The following is a 20,516-nucleotide window of genomic DNA, read 5'->3' as shown; positions in this document are numbered from 1 at the left end:
GATCCCGAACATACCGGCGGATGCGGGAAGGCGCCCACGGTGATCCAAAGGGGACCGGATACGCTGACTTGAGTGGTGGCAACGACACATCGACATTCCGTGTGATCGTCAGCAGACAGGAGATCCCCTCGTGACCGTCGTCGGGCCGTTCGGACTGAGCGTGCGGGACCAGGCTCTTGAGGCCGGTGTCCAGGCCGGTTTGGCTGCTGTCGAGTCGGGCCTGCTCGATGCCACCAAGAGCGACGTGCCCTTCATCACGGAAGCCGCCCAGCACCTGGTGCGCGCGGGCGGCAAGCGGTTCCGGCCGCTCCTCGCGATGCTCGCCGCCCAGTTCGGCGACGCGGACGCGCCGGGCGTGGTGCCCGCGGCCGTCGTGGTCGAGCTGACCCACCTCGCGACGCTGTACCACGACGACGTCATGGACGAGGCCGAGGTGCGACGGGGCGTCGACAGCGCCAATTCCCGCTGGGGCAACTCGGTCGCCGTACTGACCGGCGACTTTCTCTTCGCGCGCGCGTCGCACATACTGGCCGACCTCGGTCCGGAGGCCGTCCGCATCCAGGCGGAGGCGTTCGAGCGCCTGGTCACCGGCCAGATCCTGGAGACCGCGGGCCCGCGCGACGGCCGCGACCCGGTCGACCACTACCTCGAAGTGATGCGCGGCAAGACCGGCTCCCTGATCGCCGTCGCCTGCCGGTTCGGGGCGCTGATGTCCGGCGCCGACGACGCCGCGGTGGACATCCTCACCCAGTACGGTGAACGGCTCGGCGTGGCCTTCCAGCTCGCCGACGACGTCCTGGACATCGCGTCGGACTCCCACGAGTCCGGCAAGACCCCCGGCACGGACCTCCTGGAGGGCATCCCGACCCTCCCCGTCCTCCACCTCAGGGCGCAGGCCGCGGCGGACGGCAAGCCGGACGACCTGGCCCTCGTGGAGCTGCTCGACTCCGACCTCGGCGACCCGGACCGGCTCGCGGAGGCGCTGCGGCTGCTGCGCGCCCACCCGGCCCTGGCGCTGGCCCGCCGCGACACCGTGCGGTACGCCCAGGAGGCGCGGGCGGCGCTGAAGCCGCTCCCGGAGTGCTACGCGAAGCTCGCCCTGGAAGAGCTGTGCGACGCGGTGGTCCACCGCGCCGGCTGACGGACCCGTGGCCCGCGACTGCCTGTGAGGGCCCAACCCCTACTGGGCGGTGGAGAAATGGCCCTCCACCGTCATACCGAAGAGGTACACGAGGTTGCTCCCGGGGGTTGACGCTTCGGGCCGCCCGATTTGGTCAGATGGAGAACAACCACTCCTGACCAAAACGGGTGAGAATGGCGGCACGGAGTGGACGAGTGCATCCCGACGGAAGCCGCCGACCACGGAGGTAGGGCACACATGGCACCGAACGACAGCGCGGAGACCAACGGCACGGCCGTCCGGAGGCCCGCCGGCCGCCGCAAGGCCGTGCGTTACATCGTCCCCGTAGCGGTGGCGGGGGTGGCGGCCGCGACGATCGGCCTGGTCCCGGCGCTCGCCAGCTCGGGCGACCCCGATCTGCCGAAGATCACCGCGCAGGAACTCATCGAGAAGATCGCCGCGTCGGACACCGAGCAGTTCTCCGGCACGGTGAAGATCAGCACGGACCTCGGCATCCCGTCCATGGGCGGCCTGGCCGGCTCCTTCCTGTCCGGCGCGGCCGAGGACGGCGACGGCGGCAAGGGCGGATCGAGCGCCGACCCGCAGTCCAAGCTCACCGAGCTGGCCTCCGGTACGCACACCCTCCGGGTGGCCGCCGACGGCCCCGACAAGCAGCGCCTGTCCGTCCTGGACCAGGCGTCCGAGTACAGCCTCATCCACAACGGCGACGAGGTCTGGGCCTACGACAGCGGCTCCAACGCGGTCTACCACGCGGACGGCAAGGGCAAGGCGCCGCACGGCAAGGAGCAGGCGGCCCCCGAGGGCGTCCCGACCACGCCGAAGGCGCTCGCCGAGGAGGCCCTGAAGGCCGCCGACGGCACCACGTCCGTCTCGGTGGACGGCACCGCGCGGGTCGCAGGGCGCGACGCGTACCGCCTGGTCCTGAAGCCCGAGCAGAAGGGCTCCACGGTCGGGTCCATCACCGTCGCCGTGGACGCGGAGAACGGCGTGCCGCTGAAGTTCACGCTTCAGCCCAGCAGCGGCGGCAAGGCGGTCGTGGACGCCGGTTTCACCTCCGTCGACTTCGGGAAGCCCGCCGCGTCCTCGTTCGCCTTCACCCCGCCCAAGGGCGCGAAGGTCACCGAGGCCGACGACGCGAAGGCCGAGGGCCACGAGAAGTCGCGGGGCGACCTGGGGAAGTTCAAGGCCGCGGAGGGCGAGGGCGCCCCGAAGATCATCGGCAAGGGCTGGAACAGCATCGCCGAGTTCAAGACGCCCGGCGGCGCGGCGCTGCCCTCCGAGGCGTCGAAGGACGTCCCCGCCGAGGCCCAGCAGTTCCTGGACGCGCTCGGCGACAAGGTCAGCGGGAAGTTCGGCTCGGGCACGGTCTTCAAGACCCGCCTGATCAACGCGCTGATGACGGACGACGGCCGCGTCTACGTGGGCGCGGTCACCAAGGACGCGCTGGTCGCCGCCGCGAACGCGGGCTGACGCTCCTTCGCCCGCCCCGCCGTGCGTGTCGCGCGGCGGGGCGGGCGCGACCGTACGACCAGTGGGGAGCACGCATGGCAGGGCCCGACGCCGAGCCCATCGGGCAGCCCGGGGCACCCGGCACCGCACCCGTCATCGAGACGCGCGGGCTGACCAAGCGCTACCGGGGCGGCCAGCTCGCCGTGGACGGCCTGGACCTCACCGTGCCCGGCGGCAGCGTCTTCGGCTTCCTCGGGCCCAACGGCTCCGGCAAGACCACCACGATCCGGATGCTCATGGGCCTCATCGCCCCCACCTCCGGCACCGCGAGCGTCCTCGGCCGCCCCATGCCGGACGCCTCGCGCACCGTCCTCCCCGAGGTCGGCGCGCTGATCGAGGGACCCGCGCTGTACGGGTTCCTGAGCGGCCGGGACAACCTCCTCCGGTTCGACCGGGCCGACCCCACCGCCGACCCGCGCACCCGCGCCGCCCGGGTCGGGGACGCGCTGGACCGGGTCGGGCTCGCCCCGGCGGCCGGCAAGAAGGCGCGGGCGTACTCGCTGGGCATGAAGCAGCGCCTCGGCCTCGCCGCCGCCCTGCTCCGGCCGCGCCGCCTCCTCGTCCTGGACGAGCCGACCAACGGCCTGGACCCGCAGGGCATGCGCGAGATCCGCGCCCTGGTCCGGGAGCTGGCGGCGGACGGCACCACGGTCTTCCTGTCTTCCCATCTGCTGGACGAGATCGAGCAGGTCTGCACGCACGCGGCGGTGATGGCCCGGGGCCGCCTCCTCACCCAGGGCCCGGTCGCGGGCCTGGCCACGGGCAGCCGCCTCGCGGTCACCACGCCGGACGCGGCGGACGCGGCGCGGGTGCTGAAGGAGCACGGCGTCACGGGGATCACGGTGGACGGCGACCGGGTCCGCGCGGACGCCCCGCCGGGCACGGTGGACCCGGCCGATCTCAACGCGGCGCTGGTGCGGGCGGGCGTCCGGGTGCGGGCGTTCGGCGTGGAACGGGCTTCGTTGGAGGACGCGTTCGTGGCCCTGACGGGAGAGGGATTCGATGTCGCGAGTTGAAACCGCTCAGGAGACCGGGTCCGCTGGGCGCAACCCCCTCTGGACCCTCGGCATCCTCCGCTCCGAGTGCGCCACCACCCTGCGCCGCTGGCGCACCCTCGCGCTGCTCGGTGTGCTCGCCGCCGTGCCCGCCCTGATCGGGATCGCCGTGCGCATCGAGACGGCGGACGGCTCCTCGGCGGGGGCCGGGGGAGAGGGCGGCGGGCCGGCCTTCCTGTCCCAGGTGACCAACAACGGGCTCTTCCTGGTCTTCGCCGCGCTCGCCGCGACGCTCCCCGTCTTCCTGCCCATGGCGGTCGGCGTCATCGCGGGCGACGCGGTCGCGGGCGAGGCCAACGCGGGCACCCTGCGCTATCTGCTGGTCGCCCCGGCCGGCCGGACGCGGCTGCTGCTCGCGAAGTACGCCGCGACGCTCGGCTTCTGCCTGGTCGCGACGCTCGTCGTGGCCGCGTCCGCGCTGGCGGTGGGCGCGCTGCTGTTCCCGGTGGGCGACGTCACGACGATCTCGGGGACGACGATCGGCTTCGGCGAGGGCCTGGTACGCGCGGGGGTCGTCGCGGTCTTCGTGGCGGCGTCCCTGACCGGCTTCGCGGCGCTCGGGCTGTTCGTCTCGACGCTCACGAACAGTGGCATCGCGGCCATGGCGGCGACGGTCGGGGTGCTGATCACCGTCCAGATCGTGGACACCATCCCCCAGCTGAGCGGGGTGCACCCCTACCTCTTCCCGCACTACTGGCTGTCCTTCGCGGACCTGCTGCGCGAGCCCGTCTACTGGGACCAGCTGCTGAAGAACCTCGAACTTCAGGGGCTGTACGTGGCGGTGTTCGGCTCTGCGGCCTGGGCCCGGTTCACGGCGAAGGACATCACCGCCTGAGAGGGAGCCGCGCCCGTACCGTCGGCCGGCGAGCCGTCCCCCGATCGGCTCGTCGCGGCACGAACGGCACGAACGGCGCGGAAAACAGAAGGAACGAGCCGACACGGTACGTTCCGTTTCCGCCAGAGCATTGTTCGACTTGTAGCGACTCGCTGTCAATAAGGTTTGGCTCAAAGAGTCCTATGCTCACCGAATGACCACATCGCCGAGTTCACTGCGCAGGAGCGAGAGCTCACGCAGGGCGACCCTGCAAGCCGCCCTCGATCTCTGTACGGAGAGGGGCTACGGACGGGTCACGGTCGAGGCGATCGCGGCGCGGGCGGGCGTGAGCAAGAAGACGATCTACCGCTGGTGGCCGTCGAAGAGCGCGGTCCTGTTGGAAGCCTTTACGGAGATGCTGGTCTCCGCGACCCCGTTCGTGGACACCGGCGACATCGCGAAGGACCTGCGCACCCACCTCACGGGTGCGGTGAACGTCCTCGCCGTGCCCCCGTTCGGCCCGGCCTACGCGGGCATCCTCTCGGAGCTCCACCACGACGACCGGCTGGCCGAAACAGTTCGCACGCAGCTGATCGATCCCCGCTTCCAGGAGGCGGTCGGCCGGCTGCGGAGCGCGCAGGAGCAGGGCCAGATCCCGCCGGACGCGGACCTGGATCTCGCGGTGGAGATGCTCTACGGCCCGCTGTACTACCGCCATGTGCTGCGCAAGCCGATGCAGGACGCGGAGGACGTGGGGAAGCTGGTGGACCACGTGCTGCGGGCGCTGGGGGCGACGCTGGACCGGTGAGGCGGGTTCACCCGAAGAGCCGTTCCAGCACGACCGCTATCCCGTCCTCCTCGTTGGAGAGCGTCACCTCGTCGGCCGCCGCGCGCAGCTCCGGGTGGGCGTTGCCCATGGCGACGCCGTAGCCGCAGCTGCGGAACATCGGCAGGTCGTTGGGCATGTCCCCGAAGGCGATCGCCGTGCGCGGGTCCACGCCCAGCTCCTCGGCGGCGAGCGCGATCCCGGCGCCCTTGTCGATGCCGTACGGCTGGAGCTCGACGGTTCCGGGGCCGGAGTGCGTCACCGTGGCGAGGTCGCCGACGACCGCGCGGGCCTCGGCGGTCAGCGCCTCGTCGCTCAGCTCGGGGTGGCGGATGAGCACCTTGATCACGGGCTCGGCCCACAGCTCGTCGCGGTGCCGGGTGCGCTGCGCGGGCAGCGTGGCGTGGGGCAGCCGGTAGCCGGGCTCGATGAGCGTGCGCCCCTCGGCCCCGTCCTGGTCCACGGCGGCGAAGACCTGCCCCACCTGGGCCTCGATCTTCCCGAGCGCGGTCCCGGCCGCCTCCCGGTCGAGCGTGACGGCCCGCACGGTGCGCCGCGCCCCGGCGTCGTACACCTGCGTCCCCTGCCCGCAGACGGCCAGCCCCTCGTACCCGAGCCCGTCCAGCAACTCCCGCACACCGGGCACGGGCCGCCCGGTGACGACGAGGTGGCGCGCGCCGGCCGCGCGGGCCAGGGCGAGCGAGGCGCGGGTGCGCGGGCTGACGGTGTCGTCGCCGCGCAGGAGGGTGCCGTCCAGGTCGGTCGCGACAAGGGCATATGCGGGTGGGATGGGCATGGCAGCAAGCGTAGGCGCTGGTTTCCGGAGCCCCCGGCGGAGTTGTGGCGGGGCGGGGGCGTGGGGTATCCACCTGCTGGTCCTCAGAGCTGAGGGAGTGAGCGTAACCACGTTTGAGTGAGTGTCGTTCTCAGGGCGTGAATCTGACGGAGTGGGCGAGGACGCAGGGTGTGCATCCGCAGACCGCGTATCGATGGTTCCGTGAGGGAACGTTGCCGGTGCCGGCTCAGCGGGTCGGGCCGCGCACGATCCTGGTGAACGTGGACGCGAACACCACGTCCGGGGCCATGGGCGGAGTGGGTCTGTATGCCCGCGTGTCCTCGCACGACCAGAAGAGCGATCTGGAGCGCCAGGTCGCCCGGCTGCCGGCGTGGGCGGCGAAGGCCGGTCACCGGGTCGTTCGGGTCGAGGCAGAGATCGCCTCCGGGATGAGCGGCTGCCGCCCCAAGGCCCGGCGCCTGCTGGCCGATCCGCACGTGACCTCCGTGGTGGTGGAGCACAAGGACCGGTTCGGACGGATGAACGTAGAACTTGTCGAGGCCGCTTTGTGCGCGACGGGCCGTCGCCTCCTGGTGCTGGACGACAGCGAAGTCGAGGACGACCTGGTGCGGGACATGGTGGAGGTGCTGACCTCGTTCTGCGCCCGCCTGTACGGGCGCAGGTCGGCACGGAACCGTGCCCGCAGGGCAATGGAGGCCGCCGAACATGGCTGACCTCCGCCCGGTCACCGCTGCGTTCATCGCTCCCGGCCCGTCCGGTGTGGCGGTACGTACCCGGCTCAAGGACCTCACGCACGAGGACAGGAACGTGCTGCGCCTGGTGAGTGCGCACCTGGGCTCGCTCGCCTCGATGGACCTCAAAGCGCGTTGCGCTGAGGGCCTGGAGCACTCCAGCGCCTCATGGGCGGCCCGTAAGCGGGGTCTGACGGGCGAGTCGTCATCCAGATGGGCGGGAGCGGTCACGAAGGCGTCACATGATCAGTGGGCGCTGGCGAGGCGGTGCCTGGCCGCGCACATCCGCAGCCTTGAGGCCGGAATCAGGACGCTGCGCCACCGCCTGTCGCTCCCGGTCGGCTCGAAGGGCACCAAGCGGGCGCCGGGTGGTTACCGGTCCCGGGGTGAGTGGTTCCACAAGTCCCGCCGTCTCACAGCCTTGGAGGACCGGCTTGCGGCTGCTGTCGCGGACTGGCGGTCGGGGCGGGTACGGGTCGTGCGGGGCGGGAAACGCTTGTTGAACACCCGCCACCACCTCGAAGAGGCCGGGCTGAGCGTGGCGCAGTGGCGTGAGCGCTGGGAGGCGGAGCGGTGGTTCCTCGCGGCGGACGGTGAGTCGGGAAAGCGGTACGGGAACGAGACGATCCGCGTCACCCCGGACGGCCGGGTCAGCATCAAACTCCCCGTCCCCCTGGCCCACCTCGCCAACAGCGCACACGGCCGCTACACCCTCACCTGCACGGTCGGGTTCGCGCACCGGGGTGCGGAGTGGGCCGACCGTGTCGTAGGCAACCGGGCCGTCGCCTACCGCATCCACTACGACACCCGCCGAGGACGCTGGTACCTGACCGCGTCCTGGCAACGACCTGTCGTGCAGACCGTCCCGTTGGAGGCTGCGAGGGCCGGGGGTGTGATCGGGGTGGACACCAACGCCGGCCACTTCGCCGCCTACCGCCTCGACCCCCACGGCAACCCCGTCGGCAACCCCCACCGCTTCGCCTACGACCTGTCCAGAACGGCCGCACACCGGGACGCACAGGTCCGCCACGCCCTCACCCAACTCCTGCACTGGGCCGCCCGGACCGGTGTCACGGCGATCGCCATCGAGGATCTCGACTTCAGCGCCGAGAAGACCCGGGAGAAGCACGGGCGCAGGAAACGGTTCCGGCAACTGATCTCCGGCATGCCCACCGGCAAGCTCAAAGCCCGCCTCGTTTCCATGGCGGCCGAACACGGTCTCGCGATCATCGCGGTCGACCCCGCCTACACCTCGATGTGGGGTGGCCAGCACTGGCAGAAGCCGCTGGCCACCCCGCACCGGAAGATGTCCCGTCACGATGCCGCCGGTATCGCGATCGGGAGACGCGCCCTCGGACACCCGATCCGGCGTCGGACGACACCGCCCCGTGCGCACCAGAGCGATGCGCACGGGCATCGGACCGTCCAGGCCGCACCAGGTGCCCCAGGACGTGAGGAAACCCGCCCCCGCATCCCCGGACCACGGACACGATCCGCGCCACCGGACGCGACGAGAACGCGGGCAACCAGGACACCCAAAACCGTTCGGGATGTCCGCAGCGAACAGGAATGGGTCCAGGACTCACTCCTGCTCACTGAATAGGAACGGTCGCCGGCCCCTACTGGACGCTCCGGTCGCCCAGGGGCGGCACGGAGTGGGAGGTGCGGCCCGAGCACACCCGGGACGCGACTCCCGCCGAACGGCTGGCCGCGCGCACCGCGAGGGAGAACGCGCGGAGCCGGGGCGAGGTCGCGTGAGCACGCCGGGGGAATCCGAACCGTGCCGCACGTGCCAGGAGTTCGACCTCGCGGAGGCCGTCGCCCGGAGCGAGCGGGACGGGAGCCGCGAGACGGACGCCCGGGTGCTGCGCAGGCGGCACGTGGAGGCGGAACACGGGGGCGTCAGCCCCACGTCTTCCCGGCGGGTTCCTTGATCGTGCGGTTGATGCGGTTGAAGAAGTTGGTCAGGGCGATTTCGAGGTTGAGGGCGCCGATCTGCACGCCGGGGATCGTCGGGGACGGCTTGCTGGGTGCGCCGGACGCGGGACCGTACGGCCGCCTGATCGCCACCTGCTCGGTCAGGTACGTCCCGCTGCCATGGCTGCACCAGGTGATGCCTGGCGGGAAGATTCTGGTCACGCTGTCCGGATGGAGTGACGCGAACGCCCTCGCGCTGCTCGACGCGCTGCGGTCCGGCGACCCGAAGGCCTGAGCGTCCGGCGGCCCGCCGCCGCCCCGTCCCGGCGTCCCGGGCGGGGACCGTGCCTCGGCTCCGTAGCCTCACATCACCGCAGGTCAGCGGATGCGTAGCCGCGTCCCACGCGCATCCCGGAGCGGTCCGTCGGGCTCCCGGGACGGGGACGCGGGTGGGACGGTCTCCGGTCTCCCTAGGTTCGTCGGTGTCGGCCCCGTCCGGGGCGTCGCACCCCTTCAGGAGATCGCCATGTTCACGCTGCCCAAGGCCGTTCGCGCCGCCGTCGTCACCGTCGCCGCCCTGTCCGTCGTCGCCCTCGCCGGGCCGGCCCAGGCGTCCACGAGCGCCGGTTATGTCGCGTACGGGGATACCGGAACCGCCGTCAAGTGCGTGCAGACCGCCGTCAACGCGTCCAACGTGCAGGCCGGCATCGCGGTCGACGGCATCTGGGGGGCGCGCACGGAGACCGCCGTGAAGACGTTCCAGCTGATCAACATCTGGGGGACGGACCCGGTCCACGGGGACCCGATCTTCCTCACCGCGGACGGCGTCGTCGGCCCGTACACGGGCGACGTGATGCTCGCCTACATCGCGGAGAAGGCGCCCGGCTGGAAGAGCACCTGCTCCGCCGCGCTGCCCACCACCCACTGAACCGGCCGTCCCGCCGTCCCGTGCGGAGAACCGGCGCCCCCAGCCCCGTAAGCCCGCATCCCCGCAGGTCGGTGCGGGCGCCACGGCGTCCCACGGGCATCCCGGACCGGGCCGTCGGGACGGCCGCCGGGCTCCCGGGACGGGAAAGCGTGGAGGGACGGTGGCGGCGCTTCCTAGGTTCATCGGTGTCGGCCCCGTCCGGGGCGTCGCACCCCTTCAGGAGATCGCCATGTTCACGCTGCCCAAGTCCGTCCGCGCCGCCGTCGTCACCGTCGCCGCCCTGTCCGCCGTCGCCCTCGCCGGGCCGGCCCAGGCGTCCGCGAGCGCCGGTTATGTCGCGTACGGGGATACCGGAACCGCCGTCAAGTGCGTCCAGATCGCCGTCAACCTGGCCAAGGACGTGCAGGCCGGCGTCACGGTCGACGGCGTCTGGGGACCGCGTACCGAGGACGCCGTACGGAAGTTTCAGCGGGTGGTGCCGTGGGCCGTGGGCGAGAACGGCCAGCCGATCCCGCTCGACGTGGACGGCGTCGTCGGCCCGAACACCGGCGACGCGATGCTGGACGTCATCGCGCCGAAGGCACACGAGTGGCTGACCACCTGCTACTACGCCCTGCCCACCAGCTCCTGAATAACCACCCCCGAGCAGAAGGTGAACCCCGCATGACCGCGCTCGACCGCCCCCAGCCGTACCCGCGCCGCAGGGCCGTACTCACCGGAACACTCGCGCTCGGCGCCGCCGCGCTGCTGCCGCTCGCCGTGCCGGGCCGGGCGCGCGCCGCGACCGGGCCCGTGATCGCCGACTGCGCGGCCTGGGGCGCCCGGCAGCCCAGCAGTCCGGTGAAGACCCTGGCCACGCGGCCGCAGAAGATCATCGTCCACCACACCGCGGACCCCAACTCCACGGACTATTCGCAGGCCCACGCCTTCGCGCTGGCCCGGTCGATCCAGGCGTACCAGATGGACACGGAGCACTGGATCGACACCGGCCAGCACTTCACCATCAGCCGGGGCGCGACCGTGATGGAGGGCCGGCACGGCAGCCTCGCCGCGCTCCAGGGCGGGACGCGGCAGGTGGAGTCGGCGCACTGCACCGGGCAGAACACGGTGGCCATCGGCATCGAGAACGAGGGCACGTACACCACGGTCGACCCGCGCAGCGTGCAGTACGCCGCGCTGGTGGACCTGTGCGCGCAGATCTGCCGGCAGTACGGGCTTCCCGCGTACCAGATCTACGGGCACCGCGACTTCAACAGCACCGAGTGCCCCGGCGACCGCCTCTACGCCCTGCTGCCGCAGCTGCGCCAGGACGTGGCGGCCCGCATCGGCGGCGACGCGACCCCGCCCGTGTGGCCCGTGCTCGCCACCGGGAACACCGGCGAGCGCGTCCGTACGCTCCAGCTCCTGCTGAACGGGCACGGCGCCGCGCTCACGGCGGACGGCGACTACGGACCCGCCACGCAGGCCGCGGTGCTCGCCTTCCAGAACACCATGCACGCGACCCCGGACGGCGTCGCGGGTCTCCAGACCTGGAACCAGCTGGCCGCGCCCGCCCGGCAGGGCGACTCCGGCGTCGCGGTGGAGGCCGCGCAGCGCCAGCTCGCGGCGCACGGCATCGCGACCGACGTCGACGGCGCCTTCGGGCCCGGGACCGCCGCGAGCGTGGCCCGGTTCCAGACGACCCGGTCGCTGCCCGCGGACGGCGTCGTGGACGCCCGTACGTGGAGCCGGCTCGTCGCGTAGCCCCAACTTTCCCCACCCCATCCCACAGGAGAAGAGTTCATGAGACGCGCAGCGTCCGTCATCACCGCGGTGTTCGCCGCACTCCTCGCCACCCTGCTCGTCGTCCCGGCCGCCCAGGCCGCCGGCTGGCCCGTCGTGCAGAGCGGCGACAAGGGCGCCGATGTCACGACCGTCCAGCACCTGCTGACCGCGCGCGGCTTCAGCACCACCGCCGACGGGGACTTCGGCCCCGGCACCGTGAGCAGTGTCCGCAGCTTCCAGAGCGCCAACGGTCTGTCGGCGGACGGCGCGGTCGGCCCCGCCTCCTGGCCGAAGCTCGTCGTGACCGTCAGCAACGGCAGCAACGGCTCGGCCGTCAAGGCCCTTCAGGTCCAGCTCAACAAGTACGGCGCCGGGCTCACGGTCGACGGGGCCTTCGGCTCCGGCACCGAGACCAAGGTGCGCGCGTTCCAGCAGTCCAAGGGCCTGAGCCCGGTCGACGGCATCGTCGGCCCGGCCACCTGGGAGGCGCTGCTCTCCGGCTCCGGGTCCAGTGGCGGCGGCAGCGGCACCCTGACGCATGCCCAGGCCGCCGCACAGTTCAACGCGGCCGGTATCGGCTGGGTCTCCTCCGGCAACTGCTCGGACCGCACCAAGAGCACCTGCACCTCGTTCGACGGGCTGCGCGCCACCACGGCCAACGGGGCGGTCGCGCTGAAGCAGGCGGTGGGCGGCTGCACGCTCACCATCACCGGCGGCACCGAGACCGGGCACGCGTCGGGCACGTACAGCCACGGCAACGGCTACAAGCTGGACTTCCAGCGGGTGGCCTGCCTGACCAGCCACATCACCGGCACCTTCACGCACACCGGCACCCGCAGCGACGGCGCCGCGCTCTACACCGCCCCGTCCGGCAACATCTACGCGGACGAGGGCAGCCACTGGGACGTGACCTTCGTCGGCTAGGAATGCCGGAGGGGGGCCGGGCCAGGTGGCCCGGCCCCCCTTCGCGCGTCTACTGCACGCAGAATTCGTTGCCCTCGGGGTCCGTGAGCACCGTCCAGCGGCCCCCCGGCTCCTCGACCTCGCGCTCGACCTTCGCGCCCAGGCCGACCACCCGCGCCACCTCGGCCTCGCGGCGCTCCGGGCCCGCGTGGAGGTCGAGGTGGAGGCGGTTCTTCACCGTCTTCGGTTCGGCGACGCGCTGGAAGAGGAGCCGGCGGCCGTGTCCGGCGCCGCTGTCCTCGTCGTACGGGTCGTCGGGGTGCCGGACCGCCGCCAGGTCGAGCCAGGCGCGGCGGCCGTGCGCGGTGGTGGTGAGCGCTTCCGGTACGGCCCCGACGCCGAGGAGCCGTTCGATCAGGGGGCTGTTGTCCTCGATCTCGTAGCCGAGGGCCTGAGCCCAGAAGCCGGCCTGCGCGTGCGGGTCGGCGGCGTCGATGACGACTTTCCACTCAAGGGTCATGACCGGCATTCTGTCCCGGGGCCGGGGTTTTTGCCGGGTGCGACCTCGATCCGCTCCCCGCCCGCCGGTGCGGCCGTCGCCGTCGCGGCGAGCCGGGCGGCCTGCGCCCGGGCCCGGTTGCGGCCCGCGGTCCGCAGCGCGTCCCAGGTGAGGACGATCAGCGCCACCCACACCAGGCCGAACCCGGCCCACCGCTCCGGCGGCATCTCCTCGTGGAAGTAGGCGACGCCCAGCAGGAACTGGGCGATCGGGGTCATGTACTGGAGCAGCCCGATGGTCGACAGCGGGATGCGGATCGCGGCGGCCCCGAAGAGGATCAGCGGTACCGCCGTGACCACACCGGTCGAGGCGAGGAGCGCGGTGTGCCCGGCGCCCTCGGAGGTCAGCGTCGAGGTGCCCTGCGCGCCGAGCCAGATCAGATAGCCGAGCGCGGGCAGGAAGAGCACGGCGGTCTCGACGGTGAGCGATTCCAGGCCGCCCATGTCGACCTTCTTCTTGACCAGGCCGTACGTCGCGAAGGAGAACGCCAGGATCAGCGAGATCCAGGGCGGCTTCCCGTAACCGATGGCGAGCACGAGCACCGCCACGACGCCGGTGGCGACCGCCGCCCACTGCGCCGGGCGCAGCCGCTCGCCCAGGAGCAGGACGCCCATGGCGATGGTGACCAGCGGATTGATGAAGTAGCCGAGGGACGCCTCGACCACATGGCCGCTGTTGACGGCCCAGATGTACAGGCCCCAGTTGACGGTGATCGTGCATGCCGCGATGGAGAGCATCCCCAGCTTGCGCGGCTGCCGCAGCAGCGGGCCGATCCAGGCCCAGCGGCGCAGGACCAGCAGCAGGACCGCCACCACCCCGAGCGACCACACCATGCGGTGGGCCAGGATCTCGACCGCCCCGGCCGGCTTCAGCAGCGGCCAGTACAGCGGGACGATGCCCCACATTCCGTACGCGGCGAAGCCGGAGAGGAGTCCGGCCCGCTGGTCATTCGTCCCCTGCACGGGCCCCTCCTGGTGGGTGGTGGTCGTACGACCGTCAACCACATGAAGGTAGCGCCGCCGGGGCCCCGGTGTCATGCCCGTATCGTCAGACGGTCATGACACCGGGTGGGTTACGGGTCAGAGCGCGGCGACCGCGGCGGCGACGGTGTCGGCGACCGGGGTCGTCGGGCGGCCAATCAGGCGGGCCAGGTCGCCGCTGGTGCCGGCCAGGCGCCCGCGCCGGACGGCCTGGTCCACGTCGACCAGGATCGCCGCGAAGCCCTCGGGCAGCCCGGCGCCGGTCAGGATCTCCTGGTGGACGGCGGCCGGGACGTCGTTGTGGACGATCTCCTTGCCGGTGGCCTTCGCGACCTCGGCCGCGTACTCCGCGTAGGACAGGGCGGTGTCGCCGCTCAGCTCGTACGCGCGGTTGAGGTGGCCCTCGCCGGTGAGCACGGCGGCCGCGGCGGCCGCGTAGTCGTCGCGGGTGGCGTAGGCGATCCTGCCCTCGCCCGCGCTGCCGACGACCGCGCCGTGCGCCAGGACCGGGGCCAGGTTCTCGGTCTGGTTCTCCGTGTACCAGCCGTTGCGCAGGAAGGTGTACGGCAGGCCGGAGTCCAGGATCAGCTGCTCGGTCGCGCGGTGCTCGTCGGCCAGCGTGAAGTCGGCCTCGGGGCCGCCGAGGATGCCGGTGTACGCGAGCTGGGCGACGCCCGCCGCCTTGGCCGCGTCGATGACCGCGGTGTGCTGGGCGACGCGGCTGCCGACCTGGTTGCCGGAGATGAGGAGGACCCGGTCGCCGGAGTGGAAGGCGGCCGCCAGGGTCTCGGGGCGGTCGTAGTCGGCGACGCGCAGCTCGACGCCCCGGGCGGCGAGGCCGGCGGCCTTCTCCTTGTCGCGGACCACGGCGGCGACCTCGGAGGCGGGGACGGTGGTCAGCAGGTGCTCGACGACGAGACGGCCGAGTGCTCCGGTGGCTCCGGTGACGACGATGCTCATGGGGGGTTCCTCCTCGTTTGTTCTCTTCGTTCTTTCACTACCCTACAGACTGCGCTAACTAAAAGAAAGTGTGCAGGTCGGGGCATGCAAAAGCGCGCCGGACCCGCCCGCGAGGGCAGGTCCGGCGCGCTTCGGAGCTAGGCGTCAGCCGACGACGGTCCAGTTGTCGTTTCCGGCGAGGAGTGCGGCGAGGTCGCCCTTGCCGTGGCGTTCGACGGCGGTGTCGAGTTGTTCGGCCATGGTGGTGTCGTAGACGGGTCGTTCGACGCTGCGCAGGACGCCGATGGGGGTGTGGTGGAGGGTGTCGGCGTCGGCGAGGCGGGACAGTGCGAAGGCTGTGGTGGGGCTGGGGGCGTGGGCGTCGTGGACGAGGATCTGTGCCTTGTTGTCCTCGGTGACGGTGACGACCTGGAGGTCGCCGGTGAGGGAGTCGCGTACGACGCCCTTCGATCCGTCTGTGCCGAAGGTGATGGGCTGGCCGTGTTCGAGGCGGATGACGGCCTCTTGGGCCTGGTCCTTGTCTTTGAAGACTTCGAAGGCGCCGTCGTTGAAGATGTTGCAGTTCTGGTAGATCTCCACGAGTGCGGTGCCGGGGTGGTCGGCGGCGGCGCGGAGCACGCTGGTGAGGTGTTTGCGGTCGGAGTCGACGGTTCTCGCCACGAATGACGCCTCCGCGCCGATCGCCAGCGACACCGGGTTGAACGGGGCGTCCAGGGAGCCCATCGGCGTCGACTTGGTGATCTTGCCCAGTTCGGAGGTGGGGGAGTACTGGCCCTTGGTCAGGCCGTAGATCCGGTTGTTGAAGAGGAGGATCTTGAGGTTGACGTTGCGGCGCAGGGCGTGGATGAGGTGGTTGCCGCCGATGGAGAGTGCGTCGCCGTCGCCGGTGACGACCCAGACGGACAGGTCGCGCCGTGAGGTGGCCAGGCCGGTCGCGATGGACGGGGCACGCCCGTGGATGGAGTGCATCCCGTACGTATTCATGTAGTACGGGAAGCGGGAGGAGCAGCCGATGCCGGAGATGAAGACGATGTTCTCTTTGGCCAGGCCGAGGTCGGGCATGAAGCCTTGGACGGCGGCGAGGACGGCGTAGTCGCCGCAGCCGGGGCACCAGCGCACTTCCTGGTCGGACTTGAAGTCCTTCATGGTCTGCTTGGCTTCGGCCTTGGGGACGAGCTGGAGCAGTTCGTTGGTCTCAGGCATCGATGGCCTCCTCAAGCGCGGTGGCGAGCTGCTCGGCCTTGAACGGCATGCCGTTGACCTGGTTGTAACTGTGGGCGTCGACCAGGTACGTGGCGCGGATGAGGGTGGCGAGCTGTCCGAGGTTCATCTCGGGGACGACCACCTTGTCGTAACGCCCCAGCACCTCGCCCAGGTTCCTGGGGAAGGGGTTGATGTGACGCAGGTGGGCCTGGGCGATGCTCCGCCCCGAGGCGCGCAGGCGGCGCACGGCCGCCGTGATCGGCCCGTACGTCGAACCCCAGCCCAGGACCAGTGTCTTCGCTTCCGCCGGATCGTCGACCTCGACATCCGGTACGTGGATGCCGTCGATTTTGGCTTGGCGGGTGCGGACCATGAAGTCGTGGTTGGCGGGGTCGTAGGAGATGTTGCCGGTGCCGTCCTGCTTCTCGATACCGCCGATCCGGTGCTCCAGACCCGGCGTCCCCGGCACCGCCCACGGCCGAGCCAGCGTCTGCGGGTCGCGCTTGTAGGGCCAGAACACTTCGGTGCCGTCGGCGAGTTCGTGGTTGGGGCCGCTCGCGAACTGGACGCGCAGGTCGGGGAGCTGGTCGAGCTCCGGGATGCGCCAGGGTTCGGAGCCGTTGGCGAGGTAGCCGTCGGAGAGCAGGAAGACCGGGGTGCGGTAGGTCAGGGCGATGCGGGCCGCGTCCAGGGCGGCGTCGAAGCAGTCGGCCGGCGTGCGCGGGGCCACGATCGGCACCGGCGCCTCGCCGTTGCGCCCGTACATCGCCTGAAGCAGATCCGCCTGCTCCGTCTTCGTCGGCAGCCCCGTCGACGGCCCGCCGCGCTGGATGTCCACGATCAGCAACGGCAGTTCCAACGACACCGCCAGGCCGATGGCCTCCGACTTCAGCGCCACACCCGGCCCCGACGTCGTCGTCACCGCAAGCGAACCGCCGAAGGCGGCGCCGAGTGCGGCGCCGATGCCCGCGATCTCGTCCTCGGCCTGGAAGGTGCGCACGCCGAAGTTCTTGTGCCGGCTCAGCTCGTGCAGGATGTCCGAGGCCGGCGTGATCGGGTAGGAGCCGAGGTAGAGCGGCAGGTCCGCCTGCCGGCCGGCGGCGATCAGCCCGTAGGCCAAGGCCAGGTTCCCCGAGATATTCCGGTAGGTGCCGGTGGGGAAGGCCTGTGAGGCGGGGGCGACCTCGTAGCTGACGGCGAAGTCCTCCGTCGTCTCACCGAAGTTCCACCCGGCCCGGAAGGCCGCCACGTTCGCCTCGGCGATCTGCGGCTTCTTCGCGAACTTCGCCCGCAGGAACGCCTCGGTCCCCTCGGTCGGGCGGTGGTACATCCAGGACAGCAGCCCGAGCGCGAACATGTTCTTCGAGCGCTCGGCCTCCTTGCGGGAGAGCCCGAACTCCTTCAGCGCCTCGATCGTCAAAGTGGTCAGCGGCACCGGATGGACGTTGTAGGCCTCCAGCGAGCCGTCCTCCAGCGGGTTGGTCCCGTAGCCGACCTTCGCCATCGGCCGCTTCGTGAACTCATCGGTGTTCACGATGATCTCGGCCCCGCGCGGCACGTCCGCGATGTTCGCCTTCAGCGCGGCCGGGTTCATCGCGACCAGCACGTTCGGCGCATCCCCCGGGGTCAGGATGTCGTGATCGGCGAAATGCAGCTGGAACGACGAAACCCCCGGCAGGGTGCCTGCGGGGGCGCGGATCTCGGCGGGAAAGTTCGGCAGCGTGGACAGATCGTTCCCGAAGGACGCCGTCTCCGAGGTGAACCGGTCACCCGTCAGCTGCATCCCGTCACCCGAGTCACCCGCGAAACGGATGATGACCCGGTCCAGGCGGCGGACTTCCTTCTCGCCGCTTCCCGCGGCTGCGGACTGGGGGGCACGCTGTCCCCCTACGAGCGCCTCGCTGGCATCGTCGGCCTGCTCGGCTGGGCTACTGACCTGGCTGGTCACTTACTGGACCTCCCTCGGCACGGCGGCTCGGAACCGTCCGGCCCGCCGGAGGTCCCCCGCCCACCCTACGTCCGTAAGGGTCGCCTACCTCCGGCAGATCACATGATGGACGGCAATTTGAGACGCGTTTCGGCACGTTGGCGTAGTGGATGCTGAGACGTTTCCCGGCGCTGTTCCGTCATGATCCACCAGCCGCCCGGATCCCCGTCGGACCCGCGCCCGGGCCGGTGGTGCCGTGTCAGGAGTTCAGATACGTCAGCACCGCGAGCACCCGGCGGTGGTCGCCCTCGCTCGGGGCCAGGCCCAGCTTCTGGAAGATGTTGCTGACGTGCTTCTCGACCGCCCCGTCGCTCACCACCAGCTGCTTGGCCACGGCGGAGTTCGTACGCCCCTCCGCCATCAGGCCCAGCACCTCGCGCTCACGCGGCGTCAGCCCGGCAAGGACGTCCTGTTTCCGACTGCGGCCCAGCAGCTGCGCCACCACCTCCGGGTCCAGCGCGGTCCCGCCCTGCGCCACCCGGACCACCGCGTCCACGAACTCCCGGACCTCGGCGACCCGGTCCTTCAGCAGATAGCCGACGCCCCGGCTGGACCCGGCCAGCAACTCGGTGGCGTACTGCTCCTCCACGTACTGCGAGAGGACCAGCACCCCGATCCCCGGGTAGTCCCGGCGCAGCCGCACCGCCGCCCGGACGCCCTCGTCGGTGTGGGTCGGGGGCATCCGCACATCCGCGACCACCACATCCGGCAGCGCGTCCTGCCCGGCGAGGTCGCCGATCGTCTTGATCAGCGCCTCCGCGTCCCCGACGCCCGCGACGACGTCATGCCCGAGATCGGTCAGCAACCGGGTCAGTCCCTCCCGGAGCAGTACCGAATCCTCGGCGATGACCACGCGCACCCTGTCCTCCACCACGACGCTGTTTCCCCCGCTGCTCGCTTTGCCGGTACGGCCCGTACGCCGTCCAGCATCCCAGTAACGCCATTGACGTCGCGAGCGTTCGCGGGGTTGACCTCAGTGGTGCCGTGCCGTGCAGTGGACGCGCGGTCAGCCGCGCCAGGGCAGCTCCGCCGTGACCTTCGTCGGGCCGCCCACCGGGGAGTCGACCACCAGGACCCCGTCGACCGCGTCCAGCCGCTCGGTGAGACCGGCGAGCCCGCTGCCCGACGCCGGGTCGGCGCCGCCGCGCCCGTCGTCGGTCACCTGGAGCAGGAGGCGGTCCTCCGTGCGCCACACGTCGACCGAGGCGCGGGTGGCCCCGGAGTGCTTGCTGACGTTCTGGAGGAGTTCGGAGACCGTGAAGTACGCGATGCCCTCGATGGCCTGCGCCGGCCGGTACGGGAGGTCCACCTCCACCGTGACCGGCACGGTGCAGCGCGAGGCGACGGCGGAGAGCGCGGCGTCCAGGCCGCGGTCGGTGAGGACGGCGGGGTGGATGCCCCGGGCGAGGTCGCGGAGTTCCTGGAGGGCGACCTTCACCTCGCCGTGCGCCTCGTCCACCATGCGCGCGGCCGCCTCCGGGTCGTCGGTCAGCTTCTCCTTCGCCAGGCCCAGGTCCATGGCGAGGGCGACGAGGCGGGCCTGCGCCCCGTCGTGGAGGTCCCGCTCGATGCGGCGGAGGTCGGCGGCGGCGGTGTCCACGACGACACCCCGGTCGGACTCCAGCTCCGTGACGCGCTCCGCCAGCCGGGACGGGCTCAGCAGGCCCGCCACCATCAGCCGGTCGACGGTCGCCAGGCCCCGGATCACCCAGGGGGTGACGAGGACGATGCCCAGACCCAGCCCGGCGGTCAGCGCGAGATCGACGCCCGAGTCGAGGTAGACCTCGTGCTGGGTGTCCCCGTACAGCTGGATGCCCGAGACGCCCGTGTGCGAGGGCACGAACCAGTGCCACAGCGGGTAGGTGAGCGCCGCCCAGCCCCACGCCTGGAGGGTCAGCGCGACGCAGAACGCGAAGACCGCCCACGGGAAGTGCAGCAGCGCGTACAGCAGGTGGCGCCAGGACACCCCGCTCTTCAGGACCGCGCCGGTCCAGGACAGCAGCCCGCCCTTGCGACCGCGCGCCGGCGCCGGATCGGCGACGTCCAGCCGCAGCAGGGTCCGCGCCCGGGTCCGCTCCAGCATCCCGAAGCCCCGGCACATCGCCAGGCCGCCCGCCAGCACCGGAATGCCGAGGAAGGTGACGAGGAGCCCGGCGCCCAGCGAGACCATGGTGATCGAGAAGGTGAAGAGCACGATGCTGATCGGCAGGCTCAGCATGAGGTAGAGGAACTCGCGCCAGGTCCTGCCCTCCAGCGGCGCCCGCAGTGCGGCCGGCAGGACGTGCCGCCGCGCGGGACGGTCCCCGAGGCCGCGTCCCGACCGCTGAGGGTCCCGTGTGTCCGGTCCGTATGCCGTGGCCATGGGGTTCCGTCCGTTTCTTCCGCGTCGGTGAAGCTGCGTGCGTTCTGTACTTCAAGGGTGCTGGGCGGCGGGCCGACGCAC

General features: G+C 71.5%; 21 protein-coding genes and 1 pseudogene. 13 read left to right on the top strand and 9 right to left on the bottom strand.

The annotated features are described in order from the left end of the window. Nucleotides 1–130 precede the first annotated feature (130 nt). The 5 genes from ACIQZN_RS08540 (at nucleotide 131) to ACIQZN_RS08520 (ending at nucleotide 5,327) form a co-directional block, all read left to right on the top strand. Complete coding sequence (locus ACIQZN_RS08540) at nucleotides 131–1,141, top strand: polyprenyl synthetase family protein (RefSeq protein ID WP_403989596.1); 1,011 nt, start codon at nucleotides 131–133, stop codon at nucleotides 1,139–1,141. A 237-nt stretch (nucleotides 1,142–1,378) separates the two neighbouring features. Then, nucleotides 1,379–2,611 carry an outer membrane lipoprotein carrier protein LolA gene (locus ACIQZN_RS08535; RefSeq protein ID WP_403989594.1) on the top strand — a complete coding sequence of 411 codons (1,233 nt, stop codon included), beginning with the start codon at nucleotides 1,379–1,381 and terminating at the stop codon, nucleotides 2,609–2,611. 74 nt (nucleotides 2,612–2,685) lie between these two features. Further along, entirely contained in the window at nucleotides 2,686–3,666 is a 981-nt protein-coding gene (locus ACIQZN_RS08530) for an ATP-binding cassette domain-containing protein (RefSeq protein ID WP_403989592.1), read from the top strand. Next, nucleotides 3,653–4,540, top strand: a complete 888-nt coding sequence (locus ACIQZN_RS08525; RefSeq protein ID WP_403989590.1) for an ABC transporter permease — start codon at nucleotides 3,653–3,655, stop codon at nucleotides 4,538–4,540. The genes ACIQZN_RS08530 and ACIQZN_RS08525 overlap by 14 nt, the downstream gene beginning before the upstream one ends. Nucleotides 4,541–4,733: 193 nt before the next feature. Further along, nucleotides 4,734–5,327, top strand: a complete 594-nt coding sequence (locus ACIQZN_RS08520) for a TetR/AcrR family transcriptional regulator (RefSeq protein WP_403989588.1) — start codon at nucleotides 4,734–4,736, stop codon at nucleotides 5,325–5,327. A 7-nt stretch (nucleotides 5,328–5,334) separates the two neighbouring features. Here the strand turns inward: ACIQZN_RS08520 and ACIQZN_RS08515 are convergent, their stop codons facing one another. Then, nucleotides 5,335–6,141: an HAD family hydrolase gene (locus ACIQZN_RS08515; protein WP_403490276.1), complete on the bottom strand. Its 807-nt coding sequence runs from the start codon at nucleotides 6,139–6,141 to the stop codon at nucleotides 5,335–5,337. A gap of 137 nt (nucleotides 6,142–6,278) precedes the next feature. On the opposite strand from ACIQZN_RS08515, the gene ACIQZN_RS08510 reads away from it, so the two are divergent. Then, nucleotides 6,279–6,854 carry an IS607 family transposase gene (locus ACIQZN_RS08510; protein ID WP_403989586.1) on the top strand — a complete coding sequence of 192 codons (576 nt, stop codon included), beginning with the start codon at nucleotides 6,279–6,281 and terminating at the stop codon, nucleotides 6,852–6,854. Then, nucleotides 6,847–8,475 carry an IS200/IS605 family accessory protein TnpB-related protein gene (locus ACIQZN_RS08505; protein ID WP_403989585.1) on the top strand — a complete coding sequence of 543 codons (1,629 nt, stop codon included), beginning with the start codon at nucleotides 6,847–6,849 and terminating at the stop codon, nucleotides 8,473–8,475. Before ACIQZN_RS08510 ends, ACIQZN_RS08505 begins: the two co-directional genes overlap by 8 nt. A 299-nt stretch (nucleotides 8,476–8,774) precedes the next feature. Here the strand turns inward: ACIQZN_RS08505 and ACIQZN_RS08500 are convergent, their stop codons facing one another. After that, complete coding sequence (locus ACIQZN_RS08500) at nucleotides 8,775–9,002, bottom strand: hypothetical protein (protein WP_403989915.1); 228 nt, start codon at nucleotides 9,000–9,002, stop codon at nucleotides 8,775–8,777. Between ACIQZN_RS08500 and ACIQZN_RS08495 the strand changes: the two genes are divergently transcribed. The 6 genes and pseudogenes from ACIQZN_RS08495 to ACIQZN_RS08470 all read left to right on the top strand — a co-directional run bounded on the left by ACIQZN_RS08495 (nucleotide 8,932) and on the right by ACIQZN_RS08470 (nucleotide 12,405). Next, entirely contained in the window at nucleotides 8,932–9,084 is a 153-nt protein-coding gene (locus tag ACIQZN_RS08495; protein WP_403989913.1) for a hypothetical protein, read from the top strand. The two genes, ACIQZN_RS08500 and ACIQZN_RS08495, sit on opposite strands and share 71 nt — an antisense overlap. 231 nt (nucleotides 9,085–9,315) lie before the next feature. Further along, complete coding sequence (locus ACIQZN_RS08490) at nucleotides 9,316–9,717, top strand: peptidoglycan-binding protein (RefSeq protein WP_403989583.1); 402 nt, start codon at nucleotides 9,316–9,318, stop codon at nucleotides 9,715–9,717. A 160-nt stretch (nucleotides 9,718–9,877) separates the two neighbouring features. After that, entirely contained in the window at nucleotides 9,878–10,348 is a 471-nt protein-coding gene (locus ACIQZN_RS08485) for a peptidoglycan-binding protein (RefSeq protein WP_403989581.1), read from the top strand. 32 nt (nucleotides 10,349–10,380) lie between these two features. Then, on the top strand, nucleotides 10,381–11,460 hold the full coding sequence (locus ACIQZN_RS08480) for an N-acetylmuramoyl-L-alanine amidase (RefSeq protein ID WP_403989579.1): 1,080 nt from the start codon (nucleotides 10,381–10,383) through the stop codon (nucleotides 11,458–11,460). A 39-nt stretch (nucleotides 11,461–11,499) separates the two neighbouring features. Next, nucleotides 11,500–11,757: pseudogene (locus ACIQZN_RS08475) on the top strand (peptidoglycan-binding protein); the annotation flags it as partial. A 24-nt stretch (nucleotides 11,758–11,781) separates the two neighbouring features. Beyond that, entirely contained in the window at nucleotides 11,782–12,405 is a 624-nt protein-coding gene (locus ACIQZN_RS08470) for a peptidoglycan-binding protein (RefSeq protein ID WP_403989912.1), read from the top strand. Nucleotides 12,406–12,454: 49 nt separating this feature from the next. Here ACIQZN_RS08470 and ACIQZN_RS08465 read toward each other — a convergent pair whose 3' ends face one another. From ACIQZN_RS08465 to ACIQZN_RS08435, 7 genes are all read right to left on the bottom strand, one after another. After that, nucleotides 12,455–12,913, bottom strand: a complete 459-nt coding sequence (locus ACIQZN_RS08465; RefSeq protein ID WP_403989577.1) for a VOC family protein — start codon at nucleotides 12,911–12,913, stop codon at nucleotides 12,455–12,457. Then, nucleotides 12,901–13,905 carry an EamA family transporter RarD gene (gene rarD / locus ACIQZN_RS08460; protein WP_403989575.1) on the bottom strand — a complete coding sequence of 335 codons (1,005 nt, stop codon included), beginning with the start codon at nucleotides 13,903–13,905 and terminating at the stop codon, nucleotides 12,901–12,903. The genes ACIQZN_RS08465 and rarD overlap by 13 nt, the downstream gene beginning before the upstream one ends. A gap of 117 nt (nucleotides 13,906–14,022) precedes the next feature. Beyond that, nucleotides 14,023–14,883 carry an SDR family oxidoreductase gene (locus ACIQZN_RS08455; protein WP_403989573.1) on the bottom strand — a complete coding sequence of 287 codons (861 nt, stop codon included), beginning with the start codon at nucleotides 14,881–14,883 and terminating at the stop codon, nucleotides 14,023–14,025. A 144-nt stretch (nucleotides 14,884–15,027) separates the two neighbouring features. Beyond that, nucleotides 15,028–16,086 carry a 2-oxoacid:ferredoxin oxidoreductase subunit beta gene (locus tag ACIQZN_RS08450; RefSeq protein WP_403989571.1) on the bottom strand — a complete coding sequence of 353 codons (1,059 nt, stop codon included), beginning with the start codon at nucleotides 16,084–16,086 and terminating at the stop codon, nucleotides 15,028–15,030. Beyond that, nucleotides 16,079–18,034, bottom strand: coding sequence for a 2-oxoacid:acceptor oxidoreductase subunit alpha (locus tag ACIQZN_RS08445; protein ID WP_403989569.1), 1,956 nt, complete (start codon nucleotides 18,032–18,034; stop codon nucleotides 16,079–16,081). The genes ACIQZN_RS08450 and ACIQZN_RS08445 overlap by 8 nt, the downstream gene beginning before the upstream one ends. A gap of 238 nt (nucleotides 18,035–18,272) precedes the next feature. Next, entirely contained in the window at nucleotides 18,273–18,932 is a 660-nt protein-coding gene (locus ACIQZN_RS08440) for a response regulator transcription factor (protein WP_026171285.1), read from the bottom strand. A gap of 147 nt (nucleotides 18,933–19,079) precedes the next feature. Then, nucleotides 19,080–20,435 (bottom strand): sensor histidine kinase, encoded by a 1,356-nt coding sequence (locus tag ACIQZN_RS08435; protein WP_403989567.1) that lies wholly within the window; start codon nucleotides 20,433–20,435, stop codon nucleotides 19,080–19,082. Between the last annotated feature and the right edge of the window lie 81 nt (nucleotides 20,436–20,516).

The sequence above is a fragment of the Streptomyces sp. NPDC097595 genome (assembly GCF_044761525.1).
Lineage (GTDB): Bacteria > Actinomycetota > Actinomycetes > Streptomycetales > Streptomycetaceae > Streptomyces > Streptomyces drozdowiczii_A.
Note: the sequence above shows the minus strand (reverse complement) of the source record. Positions and strands in the feature narration are given on the sequence as shown.